This is a genomic window from Sphingomonas montanisoli, assembly GCF_008274695.1.
Lineage (GTDB): Bacteria > Pseudomonadota > Alphaproteobacteria > Sphingomonadales > Sphingomonadaceae > Rhizorhabdus > Rhizorhabdus montanisoli.
Window position 1 is genome coordinate 150,608 of the sequence record NZ_VTOU01000001.1, and the last position, 14,181, is coordinate 164,788.

A 14,181-nucleotide genomic window follows, 5' to 3' on the forward strand; every position below is an offset into this window, starting at 1 on the left:
CTCAGCTTTCCGTTTGGAGCCACGAATGTCGGTAACCGTCCTGATCGTCGACGATAGCAAGCTCGCAAGGATCGTCGCGGCCAAGGCCCTCGCTGAACTGCAGCCCGATTGGCAGAAACTCGAAGCCGGAAGCGGCGCACAGGCCCTCGAAGTGCTCGCCGGCGCTCATGCCGACATCGCGCTCATCGATTTCAACATGAGCGAGCAGGACGGATTGGAACTTGCACGTGCTATACGCGCTGTGCGAGCCGAAATGCCTATCGCGATCATCACAGCCAACATTCAGGACGAGATCATCGCGCAAGCCCGGGAGATCGGCGCCGCGTTCATCGCCAAGCCTGTCACCGCCGAGGGGCTGAGCCCTTTCCTGAGTGGCGCGGCGCTGAAGCTCAGGTCGATCAAAGGATGATTCCTGATCAGATCGCGCTCGACGAGCTCGAACGAGATGCCCTGACCGAGATCGTCAACATCGGGGTCAGCCGCGCGGCGTCCTCGCTACGCAAGATGGTCGGCGACCAGGTTCTCCTGTCTGTTCCATCGATCGAGGTGGTGAACCAGAGGCGTGCCGCGCGCCTGATCTCCGAGCGCGAAATCGTCGACCTCGTTGCGGTGCGCCAGGATTTTTCGGGCCCATTTTCGGGCCGCGCGCTTCTGATATTTCCGGAAACCAACAGCCTCGAACTGGTCCGTGCCGTAACCGGCGGCGAACTCTCGGCCGAAGAAGTGGTCGAGATGGAGCATGAAGCGCTTGCCGAGACTGGCAACGTCATCCTCAACGGCTGTCTTGCCACCATGGCGAACATGCTCAAGCGATCGTTGACGATGACGCTTCCCGAGGTGCTTCGTGGCACCGGAGCAACGCTTTTCGAGATCGATCAGAATAGCGAGTCCGAAGGGCTTGTTCTCTTTCTCTACATCGATTTCGCGGTCCGTCAGCGGGACATTCGCGGCTATATCGCAATGCTGATGGACATTCCGTCGCTTGCCACGCTGAAGGAGTTGCTTGACGAATTCATCTTGCGCGTCGTCGGTGAGGATGGCTGACAACACGACGTCCGCGACCGCCGAAGAGCTGCGGGGAGTGCTTGCAGCGGCGGGCGCATGTGGCGCGTGGGATTGGGACATCGCCGGCGACACGCTGATTGTCGATCCCCGTTTCGCAGAGCTCTACGGTCTTGATCCGCAAGATGCCGGGAGGGCGCTTCCCACCGCTACCTTCTACCAAGCGATCCACGCCGAAGATCGGGCGCGCATCCGGATTGCCGTGGCAGGTCTGCTCGCCGGCGCCGAGCTCTTCTCGAAAGAATTTCGGGTCATCGCTCCGAACGGGGCGATCCTGTGGATGCACGGGCGCGGCCAGGGCCATCGCGATGAGGATGACAACGCGGTCCGCTTCACCGGGCTGCTCATCGACGTCACCGACCGCAAGCGGACTGAGGAACGGCTGCGCGTTGCGCAAAGTGCGGGTGGGGTCGGCACCTTCGAATATCAGGACGGCTTCGCCACCGTATCGGTATCGAGCGAATTTTGCAGGCTTCTGGGTTTCCATCCCACGGATCGCTTGCCAGTTCGCACGATCAATGCCGTGCTTCTGGACGGTGAATCACCGCTGATCCCGCCCGATGGGGAAACGCCTGCTTCACTTGACGGTGAATTTCGCATCCACCGGAGTGACGACGGCGCCGAGCGCTGGATCGCGCGGCGGGGCGAAGTGATCCAGGACGGCGAAGCCGGCGGCTATCGACTGCTGGGCGTCGTTTACGACGTAACCGAGGCCAAGCGCCAGGAAGCGCGATTGCGCGACCTCAACGACACGCTCGAGCAGCGGGTGGCGGAGGAGATCGTGGAACGTCTTCGCACCGAGGAAGCCTTGCGCCAGTCCCAGAAAATGGAGGCCGTCGGCCAGCTGACCGGCGGTATCGCGCACGATTTCAACAATCTCCTTACGATCGTGTCGGGCAGTGTGGAGATGGCCTCTCGTCGACTGGACCGTTCGTCGGACCCACGAGTGGCGCGCGCGCTCGACAACGCGATGCGCGGGGTCGAACGCGCTGCCGCCCTCACCCAACGCCTGCTCGCTTTCTCGCGCCGGCAGCCGTTGGACCCGCGCGCAGTCGATGCCCCGCGCCTGCTCGCCGGCATGTCCGATTTGCTGACGCGAACCATCACCGAGTCTATCGCCATCGCGATAGATGCGCCCGACGACGTCTGGACAATCGAAGCCGACCCTCATCAGCTGGAAAATGCGATCCTCAATCTTGGGGTGAACGCACGCGACGCGATGCCGAGGGGTGGTCAACTCACCATTTCCGCGCGAAATCGCACGATTGCGGCCGGTGAAGCGACCGAGAGCCATGTGCCGCCTGGCGACTATGTCGCAATTGCAGTCGCGGACAGCGGCATTGGCATGGCCCCCGAAACGATCACCAAGGTGTTCGATCCTTTCTTCACCACCAAGGAAGTCGGCAAGGGCACCGGGCTCGGCCTCTCGATGGTCTATGGTTTCGTCAAACAATCGGGCGGCGCAGTCGACATCGTCTCGACAGTCGACGCAGGCACAACCGTCACCTTGCTCCTGGCACGCAGCAGTGCGGCGGTGGAGGCCATCGACGATCGGCAGAGTGACGACGAGCCCCAGGGCAGCTCCAGCGAAACATTGCTCGTCGTCGAGGATGACGATGACGTTCGCGCCTACACCGTCGCGACGCTGCGTGAACTCGGTTACCGCGTGATAGAGGCGCATGACGGCGCCTCGGCGCTCCGTCTTCTCGAACGCCAGGAACAAGGCGTGCAGTTGCTCGTGACCGATGTCGTGATGCCTGCGATGTCGGGCAGCGAACTCGCACAGGCAGCTCGCGCGCTCGTGCCCGATCTGCTCGTTCTCTACACATCTGGCTATCCGCGGGACGCGATCACCCGTGACGGGCGCCTCAGCCCCGGCGTCGACCTGCTCGCCAAGCCATTCACGTTTAAAGGGCTGGCGATCAAGGTGCGGGAACTTCTCGACCGCGCCTGATGAACAAATCACGCTTATCGAGATCAGTTCGTCGATCGCACGGCGTTATGAACGCAACCTTTTGCACCGCCGCTCATTGCCCCTGCTCAGCCCAGGGAGAGACGATATGGCGACGACGTCGGACATTGAGACCGCGCGCGGTACGGGGGGCGAGACCCACCAGCAGATCGCGAAGAAGGCAGACCATAAGACCGCGCCGCATCTGACGACCAATCAGGGCATTCCGGTTTCCGACAATCAGAACCAGTTGAAATCCGGCGCCCGAGGGCCGGTGCTTCTCGAAGACTTCGTGCTGCGCGAGAAGATCTTCCACTTCGATCATGAGCGCATTCCCGAGCGGATCGTTCACGCCCGCGGATCGGCGGCGCACGGCTTTTTCGAAGCATATGAGGACCTGTCGGACATCACCAAGGCGGACCTCTTTTCCGAAAAGGGCAAGCGCACCCCGCTCTTCACCCGCTTCTCGACCGTCGCGGGCGGGTCCGGTTCGGTCGATACACCGCGCGACGTGCGCGGCTTCGCCGTCAAATTCTACACGCAGGAAGGCAATTGGGATCTGGTTGGCAACAACATCCCGGTCTTCTTCATCCAGGATGCGATTAAGTTTCCGGATCTGATCCATTCGGTGAAGATGGAGGCCGACAAGGGCTATCCGCAGGCGGCCTCGGCGCACGACACCTTTTGGGACTTCATCTCGCTGATGCCCGAGGCGACCCATATGATCATGTGGGCGATGTCGGACCGCACGATCCCGCGCACGCTGCGGACGATGCAGGGCTTCGGCATCCACACGTTCAAGCTGGTCAACGCCAAAGGCAAGGTGACATTCGTCAAGTTCCATTGGAAGCCCAAGCAGGGCGTGGCGTCGACGATCTGGGACGAGGCCGTTAAGATCGCGGGCGCCGATCCCGATTTCCAGCGGCGCGACCTGTTCGAAGCGATCGATCGCGGCGATTTTCCCGAATGGGAGCTAGGTATCCAGGCGTTCGATGAGAAGTTCGCCGACAGCCTCCCCTATGATGTGCTCGATCCGACCAAGATTATCCCGGAGGAGGTGCTGCCGGTCCGGCCGATCGGGCGAATGGTGCTCGATCGCAATCCCGACAATTTCTTCGCCGAGACCGAGCAAGTTGCTTATTGCCCGGCGAACATCGTCCCGGGCGTGGATTTCTCGAACGATCCGCTGCTGCAGGGACGCCTCTTCTCCTATCTCGATACCCAGCTGAAGCGGCTCGGATCGACCAACTTCCACCAGATTCCGATCAATGCGCCGAAATGCCCCGTGATGAATTTCCAGCGCGACGGCCAGATGCAGATGCTGCAGCCCAAGGGCCGCGCCAACTATGAGCCCAACAGCCTGAGCGAAGCAGGCGAAGACGCCGGTCCGCGCGAATGCCCGCACAAAGGTTTCGCGACGACAACCGGCCGCGCGGCGGAAGATGAGCAAGGCGACAAGCTGCGTATCCGGCCCGAAAGCTTCGCGGATCACTATAGCCAGGCGCGGCTGTTTTTCCGATCGATCGACACCCCTGAACAGGCGCACCTTGCCTCCGCCCTCGTTTTCGAGCTTTCGAAGGTCGGGCTGGAGCATGTGCGGACGCGGATGGTGTCGAACCTCGTCAACGTCGATCCGGATCTGGCACAGCGTGTCGCCGACGGGCTCGCGATGGACCGGCCCAAAGCGTCGCCGACCGCAGTGCCTGTTCAGGATTTCGATCTTTCGCCCTCCCTCCGCCTCATCAATGGCCCGCTCGATCTCAAGACGCTCGAAGGCCGCTCGATCGGCATTCTCGTCTCCGACGGATCCGATGCCAAGGCGGTCGGCGCTCTGACGAGTGCGATCGGTAAAGCCGGTGGCCGCCCCGTGATCGTGGCGCCCAAGGTCGGCGGTGCGAAAATGTCGGATGGGTCGGTCCTGAAGGCGGACGGCCAATTGGCGGGCACGCCATCGGTCATGTTCGACGCGGTCGCAATCGCGCTAAGCGACGAAGGCTGCAAGGCGCTGCTCAAGGAGGCAGCGGCGGTTCAGTTCGTGATGGACGCCTTCGGCCACCTCAAGGCGATCGGCGCTAGCGAGGCGGCCAAGCCGCTGCTCGACAAGGCGGGGGTCGAACCCGACGAGGGCGTCACCGATCTCGGTACGGCCTTCATCGAAGCAGCCAAGGGCCGTGTCTGGGCGCGCGAGCCCAAGCTCCGCACACTCGCCTGACAGGAGTAGGATCATGGACGACACACCCGACGACATCGACAGTGGCCATGATCCAGATGCTCGACCACCATCGCCACGCGACCCGGTCGGTGATGTCCGCCCGAGCGCCACAGATCCTGATCCGCATAGGCGGGTCGGACGGGAGCAGGAGGATTCCGAGGATAGCCCGTCGGCCAGCACGGTGATGCCCGAGGATGATCCCGAAGAGGGCCGCGCCGACAGCAGCCCTGACGGCGTCTAGCAGCGTACGAAACAAGGGCCGCGTCTCTCAGAGACGCGGCCCTTGTCGTGTCGGTGAAAGGTCAGATGATCGCGGTGACGAGGCCGAGCGCGACGGCCTCATTGGCTTCGATATACCAATTGGAAGGCGCTTTCTCGAGAACGTCGGCCATGGTCACCTTGCTGCCGCGGACCAGATTTTCGAACCCTTCGTTCTGGATCGCGATTGAGCTTTCGATCTCGTGCAGGGTTGCTCTCACGCCCGCGATGCAGGTCGTAAGCGGTCCTTCGACCTGCAGAGTCTTCGACATCTTGCGCTCGTGAATCATGATTCGCGTTCCGCGCGTGAGATAGCGGTTCTCGATCGCGAAGAACGACATGAACGTCGTCCCGGCCGAATAGATCGCAGCTTTGCCCAGGAACACGAAGCGGCGATGGGGCGGGAGATCGCTGTGGAAGCGGATATCTTCGCCCATCATCCGTGCGACTTCGGGATCGCCCCCCAGCGTCGACAGTTCGACGTGGATACGCCCACCCTCCCCCGTTTCGGCCAGTGCGGGTTCGAGTTTGGTACGGAAGTCGCGATACATGTCGTAATCGACGGGACCGGACAGAAGGATCTCGGGGTTCTTGAAATCGGCCGCGACGAGCGGCGGAATGGAAGACATCATGAATTGTCGCCTTACTTATCCATGCGCTCAGCGGTCGAGGGCCGGACGACCGGCGTTTCGCTCTTGGTCAGGCCATCGCCGCTGAGCGGTCGTCCCTCCTCGTCGACGACCGGGCCCTTGCCGTGCGACGGTGATGGCGAGGGTTGAGGCGTCTCGCCCTGATCGCGGTCGAGCGTGTCCTTCGGTCGCGCGTCGCTGCCTTCGGGGTGATGGTCTGTCGAGATGTTGTGATCGGAGCGGTCCATGATTACCTCGCGGGTCGGAAGACCGATAGAACCGGTGGAAACGGACCTGCGTTCCACAAGCGAGGCGAGACCCATGACATTGGACGATATCGACGATCGAACCGCAGCCGAAGTGTTCCGCCGGCTCGTCCGGCACCTCCGACATCGCTCCGATGCAGAGAATATCGACCTGATGGGATTGGCCGGATTCTGCCGCAACTGCCTGGGCGATTGGACGGCCGAGGCGCTGGATGGCGCCGTCACCAGGGATCAGGCGCGCGAAGCGATCTACGGCATGCCTTATTCCGAATGGAAGGCGCAGCATCAGAGCCAGGCCACGCCCGAGCAACTCGCCCGGATGGCCGAAAGCCTGAAGCTCAACCCACCGGCCTGATCGGCGCACTTATGTCTGCAACTCGGATCGTCAGCTGAACCTGCGCCTGGCCGGCATCACGGTCGGACCGTCCGCACCGTATGGCTGCCATGGGCGCGATATGGTGCCCTCGCCCGCCTTGAAGAAGAATTGGCTGCAGACGAGCCAGCCCTTCAGCGGGCGCAGCGGCAACAGGCAGGTAATGAGCATGAACGGCAGCGTGGTCACCAGCTGCACCCACAGCGGCGGGCTTGCCCAGATTTCCAGCATCACCGCGAAGACCACGGCCGGTACGCAGCCGAAGCAGATCACGAAGAAGGCCGGGCCGTCGGCCGGGTCCGCAAAGCCATAATCGAGACCGCAGGCATCGCATTCGCTCCGCAGGCGAAGAAAGCCGTCGAACAGATGCCCTTCGCCACAGCGTGGGCACCGACCGCGTATTCCTGTGCGGATCGGATCGAGGCGAGGCCACTCGGTAGGCGTGACGGTCATGTCGATGTCCCTAACTGCTATGGTGCGAAGTTAGGATTTATGTATGGATATCACAACCATACATAAACTGGACGTGAGACATGCAAAGCTGGTGGGCGGGCGCGGCCGAACGGGATGGCCCGAAATATCTCGCGATTGTCGCCGCGCTCGAGGAGGCGATACGAAGCGGGTTGCTGCGTGCGGGAGAACGGCTTCCGCCCCAACGTGAGCTTGCGATATCGCTCGGCGTCGACCTCACGACCGTTACCCGCGCTTATGGCCTCGCGACTGACTCGGGGCTGATCCAAGGGGCGGGCCGGCTCGGGAGTTTCGTGCGCAACAATGTCGATCTGCCCGCCGCCGATGTCGAGGCGGAAGGCGGGATGATCATGCCGCCCCAGCCCGCATCCGCGCTGCTCCCCGACGCGCTCCGCATCGGCATGACGAAGCTGCTGCGCGCCGCCGGCCAATCGCCGCTTCTGCAGTACCAGCCATCAGCCGGCAGCGTGCGCGACAGGCGGGAGGCAGCTGCCGCCTTCACCGACCGCGGCATTCCAACGCAAGAGGACGACGTCATCGTCACTGCGGGCGGGCAGAGCGCACTCCACGCGATCCTCGCCACGTCTCTATCAACGGGCGATGCGATCGCCGCTGGGCAGCACGTCTATCCCGGCCTGCTTCACCTCGCCGCGCGCCTCGGCCTGTCCCTCATCCCTCTCTCCGCCGATGACGAAGGGATCGATCCAACGGCGATCGCAGCTGCCGCCCGTGCCGGCGCACAAACGCTTTATGTCGTACCCACCAACGACAATCCGACCACAGCGACCATGACCGCACGGCGACGGCATGAGGTGATAGATATGGCGCGGCGTCACGGCCTCACCATCATCGAGGATGATGCCTATGGCCTTCTGCCCTCACGTCCCCCTGCCCCCCTTGCCGCGCTGGCGCCCGATATGTGCTGGCACATCGCCAGCGTCTCGAAGATCATATCGCCCGCGTTGCGCGTCGCACATGTCCGCGCGCCCTCGGGAATATCGGCGGTCCAACTGGCGGCGGATATCTACGAGACCGCGATCATGGCGCCGCCGCTCAACGCCGCGCTGGTGACGTCATGGCTGCGCGACGGCAGTTTCGCGACCTTGGTCGACGCCGTGCGCGCCGAAGGCGTGGCCCGGCAGCGCCTCGCCGCTCAGCACCTCACCGCATTATCCTATGGGGCACATCCGGAAGGCTATCATCTGTGGGTCGATCTTCCGGACGATATCGACGCTGCGAAGGTGATCGCCGCTACGCGGCCGCTCGGCCTGTCGATCGTCGATGGCGCCAGCTTCGCGATCAATCGGGCGCGGACCTCCGCGAAGCTGCGCCTTTCTCTGGGGGGCTCGATCGATCACCCCCGGCTCGCCCGTGCGCTCGACCGGGTGGTCGAGGTGGCGACGCGCAAGGGGTAATCTGTAGGCCCGACGGGCCTCGGCTGCTGTCCCGCTGTGCTTAGAACGCCGGTTACTCGCGGTTCCGCTGGCACTTGATCCGGCACCACGCCTACCGATCACGGGATAGACCACAGAAAGAGAATGTCATGGCCGCCCGTCCCGATCCCACGCCGACCGTACAGCCGATTGCCAGCTTTCCCGAAAACCCGCAGCCGCCGATCGAGCGCATTCCGGTGCAGGCTCCCGACGCCGATGTCCGGCCGAAGGTGCTGATGGCCCTCGCCGCCGCGAATTATCTTCAGGGCGGCAAGCGCCCCGCGACGTCGAGCGTGCTGATATCGAGCTCCAAGCATCTCAACGATCCTTATTATCGCGATGCCGTCGCGCAGCAGGCGACCCGCCGCCACGGCCACGATCTGCCGCCGCCGTACATGATCCCGGTCGTGTCGCGCGCGATCACCGAGACCACCGATTTCGCGCGCTTCGCAGAATTGCTAGCGGCGGAGAAGGTCCGCATGCCCGCGCTGGGCGAATGGCTCGATGCGCGCGAGGACTGGACGTTCAACAAGGCCGATCTCGCGGGCTGCGACGAAGGCACGCTCGGTCGGGAAATCTTCGACCTGATGAGCATCCCCGGGGTGAACATGGAATTCGCTTATGCCGGCAAGGCCAGCACCACCGACGCCGAATATCTGCAGCGGCGGCGGGGCTATTATCACGACATCGAACATATCGTGTCGGGCTTCGACGCGAACTCGGCGGGCGAAGCGGCGCTCGCGATCATGAATGCGACGCAGGACGCCCGCTTCTTCACGCCCGAACTGGCGCAATATCTCAGCGCACCGGGTATGTGGGTTTCGGCGTTGGGACTGTTTCGCAACGCACTGCACTATCACCATGTGATGCCGACCTATTTCGACGCGACGCGGCAGGGCATCGCGGCGGGACAGGCGATCCGGCAGCCGATGTTCCTCATACGCTGGATCGACTATATCGACTGGCAGTTGGACGACATCGCCGCGCACCTTGGCTTCGAACGAGGGCCCGGTCGCGCGTGGCAATGGACGACCGACGCGACGATGGACTGAGGACGATCCTGAATGAACGTGAATGAAGTGCCCGCGATCGTCACCGGCGGGGCCTCCGGGCTCGGCCGCGCGACGGCGCTCCGTTTGGCCGAACTGGGCGCGCGGGTGGCGATCCTCGATCGCCAGGTGGCGACAGATCTGCCCGATGGCGTCGCCGCCTTTACCGCCGACGTGACCAGCGAGACGGAGATTGGTGAAGCGATTGCCGCCGCCGAGGCGAAGCATGGGGTCGCCCGCATTCTCGTCAATTGCGCCGGCATCGCGCCCGCGATGAAGACGGTGGGCCGTGATGCCAAGCCGCACAGCCTCGACACCTTTCGCAAGGCGGTCGAGATCAACCTGATCGGCACGTTCAACCTGATCGCGCAGTTCGCCGCGCGTCTCAGCACCGCAGAGCCGGTGGGCGAGGAGCGCGGCGTTATCGTCAACACCGCGTCCGTCGCCGCCTATGACGGGCAGATCGGCCAGGCCGCTTATGCCGCATCGAAAGCCGGCGTCGCCGGCCTCACCCTCCCCGTCGCACGCGATCTCGCCGCGTTGAAGATCCGGGTCATGACGATCGCGCCGGGACTGTTCCTGACGCCGATGATGCAGGGCTTCCCGCAGGAGGTGCAGGATGCGCTGGGCGCACAGGTGCCCCATCCCGCGCGCCTCGGAAAACCGGAAGAATATGCCGGCATGGTGGAAGCCATCATCGCAAACCCGATGCTCAACGGCGAGGTGATCCGCCTCGACGGCGCGATCCGGATGGCGCCGCGATGAGCGCGCGTGCCGAAGTCATCGCGGAGAAGGTCGAAACTTTCGTCCGCGATATCGTCGCCCCCTACGAGAAAGACCCTCGCCTGGGCGCCCACGGCCCATCCGAGGATCTGGTCGTCGAGTTGCGCAAGCTTGCCCGTGACGCCGGGTTGATGACCCCGCCGTCGAGCGCGTCTTCCGCGAAATTCGCGCATTCCGCATATATGACGGCCCGACCGAGGTTCACAAATGGAGCCTCGCCAAGAAGATCAAGCGCGACTGGCGAACCTGACGCGGGCAGCAGCCAAATGACGCACACACTTTCGACCCCAGCCCCGACGACCGGGGTTTTTCTTTGCCAAATGGACAGCCTCTTCGATCCAAGTTAAGCCGATATGCAATTTCCGAATCAGCAACGAAAAAGCTGAGCGGAAAGCCGGGAAGGCCGGCGGAGGAGAGCGAGAGATGGATGATATCGTCATTCGCGGCGGCAGGATCGCCGATGGTTCGGGAGCCTCTTTGGTCACGGGCGACATCGCGATCCGCGACGGCGTCATCACCCGGGTCGGCGGCAAGGCAGGCCCGGCAAAGCAGGAGATCGACGCCGACGGCGCGCTCATCACCCCCGGCTTCGTCGACGTCCACAGCCACTATGATGGCCAGGCGACGTGGGACGAGACGATCGACCCGTCCTTTTCCAACGGCATCACCACGACGATGATGGGCATGTGCGGCGTCGGCTTCGCCCCTGCCCGCCCGCGTGATCGCGATCTGATGATATCGGTGATGGAGGGGGTGGAGGCGATCCCCGGCATCGTGCTGACCGAAGGCGTGCCGTGGAAGTGGGAGAGCTTCCCCGAATATATGGACTTCCTGGCCGGCCGGTCGTTCGGCCTCGATGTCGGCGTGCTCGCGCCACACGCCCCGATGCGCGTTTTCGCGATGGGCGAGCGCGCGGTGACTCACGAGGCCGCGACCGTCGACGAACTGAACGTGATGCGCGATCTGGTGCGCGGCGCAATGAAGGCCGGCGCCTTCGGCATCTCCGCGGGCCGGATCGCCGAACATATCTATGGCGACGACCGCAAGAACACCCCCGGCACCTTCGCCGAACATGAGGAATTCTTCGCGCTGGCCGAGGCGATGGCCGAAAGCGGGCGCGGCATCTTCCAGATCGTGCCGCGCGGCGCCGCCGGCGCCTCGCCGATCGCGCCCGTCGCCACGCGGCAGGATCGCGAGGCCGAACACCAGCTGTTCGAGGATATCGCCCGCCGCTCGGGCCGCCCGGTCCACTATCTGCTCCAGCAGTTCGGCAGCGACACCGGCGACTGGCGGATGATGCTCGATCGCACCCGCGCCGCCAACGAAGCGGGCCTGCCGATCACCTGCCACATCGCATCGCGCGGCTTCGGCCTCGTCTCGATGCTCGACGGCTATCACAATTTCCAGGCGCGCCCGTCCTATCGCGAGATTGAGAATCTTCCGCTCGCCGAGCGTGCGAAGGCGATGCGCGAGCCGGCCCGCCGCGCCGCGATCCTGTCCGAGGATAACCTGCCGCCACAGACCGTCGGCCGCGAGGCGACCTATGGCTCGATGATGCTCAAGAATCTGGGCGGGCGCGGCTATCTCTTCTCACCTGCCGACAGCGACTATGAACCCGATCAGGACCGGATCGTCGACAACGTCGCCTCTGCACAAGGCAGGACGGTCGAGGAGGTGGTGTACGATCACCTCGTGGCGGCCGATGGCGGCAACAGCGTCGTCCACATGTTGCTCAACTATGCGGGCGGCAATCTCGATCACATCCACACGATGCTGCGACATCCGGACACCGTCTCGTCGCTGGGCGATGGTGGCGCGCATATGAAGCTGATCTCGGACGCTTCGATGCTGCCCTTCCATCTCAGCTTCTGGGCGCGCGACCGCAAGCGCGGGCCTCGCTTTACGGTCGAGGAAATGGTCGCGCGGATCACTGGACGCAACGCCCGCGCCTTCGGCCTTTCCGATCGCGGCCTGCTGCGCGAAGGGCTGCGTGCCGACGTTAACGTGATCGATTTCGACGGGTTGCAGTTGCATCACCCGGTGATCGCGCACGATCTGCCCACGGGCGGCACGCGCCTCAATCAGGTGACGACCGGCTTCCTCGCGACGATCCTCGCCGGCACCGTCACCCGCCGCAACGACAGCGACACCGGCGCGCGCACCGGGCGCCTGCTGCGCAGCGTCGCCTGAATCCCATCACCACAGACCGAAAGACCATCCATGATCGATAGTGCGAAGAACCGGGCCGACATGCGGATCATCGTCGTGGGCGCCGGTATGTCCGGCCTGCTGGCGGGCATCGAGTTGCAGAAGGCGGGTTACACCAATTTCGCGATCTACGAGAAGGCCGACAAGGTCGCGGGAACATGGCGTGAGAACCGCTATCCGGGGCTGACCTGCGATATCCCGTCGCATGCTTACACCTACAGCTTCGCGCCCAATCCCGACTGGACCCAGCGTTACCCGCCCGGCCCGGAAATCTTTGCCTACTTCGCGCGCGTGACCGAGGAATTCGGCCTGAACGATCGGATCGTCTTCAACAAGGAAGTCACCTCGGCCGTGTTCGAAGATGGCGGCTGGGCGATCGGTACGGCGGATGGCGCCAGCGAGCGCGCCGATGCGATGATCGTCGCGACCGGCATCCTCCACCACCCCAATATCCCGACCTTCGAGGGGCAGGAGACTTTCAAGGGACCGATCTTCCATTCGGCGCGCTGGGACGAGAGCGTCGAACTCGACGGCAAGCGGATCGGCGTGATCGGTTCGGGATCGACCGGCGTTCAGATCGTTTCGGCGCTGGCCGAACGCGCGTCGAAGCTCATCCATTTCCAGCGCACGCCGCAATGGATCACGCCGGGCCAGAACCCGCAGTTCACCGAAGAACAGCGCGCCGCCTTCCGCGCCAATCCGCAGCTGATGATCGACCTGCACGAGTCGCCCGAACTGAAGGAAGGGCTGCGCATGTTCACGCGCGCCGTGACCGACGTGAACTCGCCCGAAATGGCGGCGGTCGAGGCGTACACGCGGATGAACCTCGAGAACAACGTGCAGGATCCTGTCCTGCGCGAAAAGCTGCGCCCCAATTATCGCGCAGCATGCAAGCGCATGATCATTTCGATGGACTATTATGAGAAGGTCCAGTTGCCCGCAGTCGAGGTGGTGCGCGAGAAGATCGATCGGTTCGAAGCCAATGGAATCCGCACCGCCGATGGCGAGTTCCACGAACTCGACATCATCGTGCTCGCGACGGGCTTCAAGGCGTCGTCCTTCATGCGTCCGATGAACGTGGTCGGCCGCGACGGCGTCGAACTCAACAAATTGTGGGACAAAAGGCCGAGTGCCTATCTGGCGGTTTCGATCCCCGATTTCCCCAACTTCTTCATGCTCAACGGGCCGAGCGCGCCGTTCGGCAATCTTTCGAGCATCGCGGTCGCCGAATATCAGATGATGCTGGTGATGAAGCTGCTCGAGGTGATCAGCAGCGGCAATGCCCGCCAGATCAGCGTCTCTCGCGAGGCGATGGCAACGTATAACAGCGAACTGATCGCCGCGACCAAGGGCACCGTCTGGGCGAGTGGCTGTTCGAGTTGGTATCTCGATCCGGACGGCGTGCCGACGATCTGGCCCTATACGTTGGAGCGCTTCATGGAAGAAACGTCAGAGCCAAAGCTCGAAGCGTTCGAACAGGCCTGAT

At 63.5% G+C, this 14,181-nt stretch carries 14 protein-coding genes and 1 pseudogene; 12 read left to right on the forward strand and 3 right to left on the reverse strand.

Annotation, left to right across the window (positions count from 1 at the left end; translation table 11 throughout):
• The first annotated feature begins 25 nt into the window (after positions 1-25).
• The 5 genes from FYJ91_RS00775 to FYJ91_RS00795 all read left to right on the forward strand — a co-directional run bounded on the left by FYJ91_RS00775 (position 26) and on the right by FYJ91_RS00795 (position 5,466).
• Positions 26-409, forward strand: a complete 384-nt coding sequence (locus FYJ91_RS00775) for a response regulator (RefSeq protein WP_149520382.1) — start codon at positions 26-28, stop codon at positions 407-409.
• Positions 406-1,044: a chemotaxis protein CheX gene (locus FYJ91_RS00780; protein WP_149520383.1), complete on the forward strand. Its 639-nt coding sequence runs from the start codon at positions 406-408 to the stop codon at positions 1,042-1,044. The genes FYJ91_RS00775 and FYJ91_RS00780 overlap by 4 nt, the downstream gene beginning before the upstream one ends.
• Positions 1,037-3,016, forward strand: coding sequence for a hybrid sensor histidine kinase/response regulator (locus FYJ91_RS00785; protein ID WP_149520384.1), 1,980 nt, complete (start codon positions 1,037-1,039; stop codon positions 3,014-3,016). The genes FYJ91_RS00780 and FYJ91_RS00785 overlap by 8 nt, the downstream gene beginning before the upstream one ends.
• A 106-nt stretch (positions 3,017-3,122) precedes the next feature.
• On the forward strand, positions 3,123-5,225 hold the full coding sequence (locus FYJ91_RS00790; RefSeq protein ID WP_149520385.1) for a catalase: 2,103 nt from the start codon (positions 3,123-3,125) through the stop codon (positions 5,223-5,225).
• Between the two features lie 13 nt (positions 5,226-5,238).
• Complete coding sequence (locus tag FYJ91_RS00795; RefSeq protein ID WP_149520386.1) at positions 5,239-5,466, forward strand: hypothetical protein; 228 nt, start codon at positions 5,239-5,241, stop codon at positions 5,464-5,466.
• 61 nt (positions 5,467-5,527) lie between these two features.
• On the opposite strand, the gene FYJ91_RS00800 is transcribed toward FYJ91_RS00795, so the two are convergent.
• Positions 5,528-6,115, reverse strand: coding sequence for a ClpP family protease (locus FYJ91_RS00800; RefSeq protein ID WP_149520387.1), 588 nt, complete (start codon positions 6,113-6,115; stop codon positions 5,528-5,530).
• Between the two features lie 11 nt (positions 6,116-6,126).
• A complete protein-coding gene (locus FYJ91_RS00805) occupies positions 6,127-6,360 on the reverse strand; it encodes a hypothetical protein (RefSeq protein ID WP_149520388.1) in 234 nt (77 codons plus the stop codon).
• Between the two features lie 73 nt (positions 6,361-6,433).
• Here FYJ91_RS00805 and FYJ91_RS00810 point away from each other — a divergent pair, with 73 nt between their 5' ends.
• Positions 6,434-6,733, forward strand: a complete 300-nt coding sequence (locus FYJ91_RS00810; protein WP_149520389.1) for a DUF1244 domain-containing protein — start codon at positions 6,434-6,436, stop codon at positions 6,731-6,733.
• A gap of 30 nt (positions 6,734-6,763) precedes the next feature.
• Here the strand turns inward: FYJ91_RS00810 and FYJ91_RS00815 are convergent, their stop codons facing one another.
• Entirely contained in the window at positions 6,764-7,204 is a 441-nt protein-coding gene (locus tag FYJ91_RS00815) for a DUF983 domain-containing protein (protein WP_149520390.1), read from the reverse strand.
• Between the two features lie 80 nt (positions 7,205-7,284).
• On the opposite strand from FYJ91_RS00815, the gene FYJ91_RS00820 reads away from it, so the two are divergent.
• The 6 genes and pseudogenes from FYJ91_RS00820 to FYJ91_RS00850 all read left to right on the forward strand — a co-directional run bounded on the left by FYJ91_RS00820 (position 7,285) and on the right by FYJ91_RS00850 (position 14,180).
• The gene (locus tag FYJ91_RS00820; RefSeq protein WP_149520391.1) at positions 7,285-8,637 is read left to right on the forward strand and encodes an aminotransferase-like domain-containing protein; all 1,353 of its coding nucleotides are present in this window, start codon (positions 7,285-7,287) and stop codon (positions 8,635-8,637) included.
• 128 nt (positions 8,638-8,765) lie between these two features.
• The gene (locus FYJ91_RS00825; RefSeq protein WP_149520392.1) at positions 8,766-9,707 is read left to right on the forward strand and encodes a hypothetical protein; all 942 of its coding nucleotides are present in this window, start codon (positions 8,766-8,768) and stop codon (positions 9,705-9,707) included.
• A 12-nt stretch (positions 9,708-9,719) separates the two neighbouring features.
• The gene (locus FYJ91_RS00830; protein ID WP_149520393.1) at positions 9,720-10,469 is read left to right on the forward strand and encodes an SDR family NAD(P)-dependent oxidoreductase; all 750 of its coding nucleotides are present in this window, start codon (positions 9,720-9,722) and stop codon (positions 10,467-10,469) included.
• A gap of 151 nt (positions 10,470-10,620) precedes the next feature.
• Positions 10,621-10,737, forward strand: a pseudogene (locus tag FYJ91_RS00840) (acyl-CoA dehydrogenase family protein); the annotation flags it as partial.
• Positions 10,738-10,910: 173 nt separating this feature from the next.
• A complete protein-coding gene (locus FYJ91_RS00845; protein WP_149520394.1) occupies positions 10,911-12,677 on the forward strand; it encodes an N-acyl-D-amino-acid deacylase family protein in 1,767 nt (588 codons plus the stop codon).
• A gap of 30 nt (positions 12,678-12,707) precedes the next feature.
• Positions 12,708-14,180, forward strand: a complete 1,473-nt coding sequence (locus FYJ91_RS00850) for a flavin-containing monooxygenase (RefSeq protein WP_149520395.1) — start codon at positions 12,708-12,710, stop codon at positions 14,178-14,180.
• Position 14,181 lies beyond the last annotated feature (1 nt).

Excerpts from the sequence above, each read along its gene's own strand:
- FYJ91_RS00775 (WP_149520382.1), top strand. The coding sequence starts at position 26 with ATGTCGGTAACCGTCCTGATCGTCGACGATAGCAAGCTCGCAAGGATC.
- FYJ91_RS00780 (WP_149520383.1), top strand. The coding sequence starts at position 406 with ATGATTCCTGATCAGATCGCGCTCGACGAGCTCGAACGAGATGCCCTG.
- FYJ91_RS00785 (WP_149520384.1), top strand. The coding sequence starts at position 1,037 with ATGGCTGACAACACGACGTCCGCGACCGCCGAAGAGCTGCGGGGAGTG.
- FYJ91_RS00790 (WP_149520385.1), top strand. The coding sequence starts at position 3,123 with ATGGCGACGACGTCGGACATTGAGACCGCGCGCGGTACGGGGGGCGAG.
- FYJ91_RS00795 (WP_149520386.1), top strand. The coding sequence starts at position 5,239 with ATGGACGACACACCCGACGACATCGACAGTGGCCATGATCCAGATGCT.
- FYJ91_RS00800 (WP_149520387.1), bottom strand. The coding sequence starts at position 6,115 with ATGATGTCTTCCATTCCGCCGCTCGTCGCGGCCGATTTCAAGAACCCC.
- FYJ91_RS00805 (WP_149520388.1), bottom strand. The coding sequence starts at position 6,360 with ATGGACCGCTCCGATCACAACATCTCGACAGACCATCACCCCGAAGGC.
- FYJ91_RS00810 (WP_149520389.1), top strand. The coding sequence starts at position 6,434 with ATGACATTGGACGATATCGACGATCGAACCGCAGCCGAAGTGTTCCGC.
- FYJ91_RS00815 (WP_149520390.1), bottom strand. The coding sequence starts at position 7,204 with ATGACCGTCACGCCTACCGAGTGGCCTCGCCTCGATCCGATCCGCACA.
- FYJ91_RS00820 (WP_149520391.1), top strand. The coding sequence starts at position 7,285 with ATGCAAAGCTGGTGGGCGGGCGCGGCCGAACGGGATGGCCCGAAATAT.
- FYJ91_RS00825 (WP_149520392.1), top strand. The coding sequence starts at position 8,766 with ATGGCCGCCCGTCCCGATCCCACGCCGACCGTACAGCCGATTGCCAGC.
- FYJ91_RS00830 (WP_149520393.1), top strand. The coding sequence starts at position 9,720 with ATGAACGTGAATGAAGTGCCCGCGATCGTCACCGGCGGGGCCTCCGGG.
- FYJ91_RS00845 (WP_149520394.1), top strand. The coding sequence starts at position 10,911 with ATGGATGATATCGTCATTCGCGGCGGCAGGATCGCCGATGGTTCGGGA.
- FYJ91_RS00850 (WP_149520395.1), top strand. The coding sequence starts at position 12,708 with ATGATCGATAGTGCGAAGAACCGGGCCGACATGCGGATCATCGTCGTG.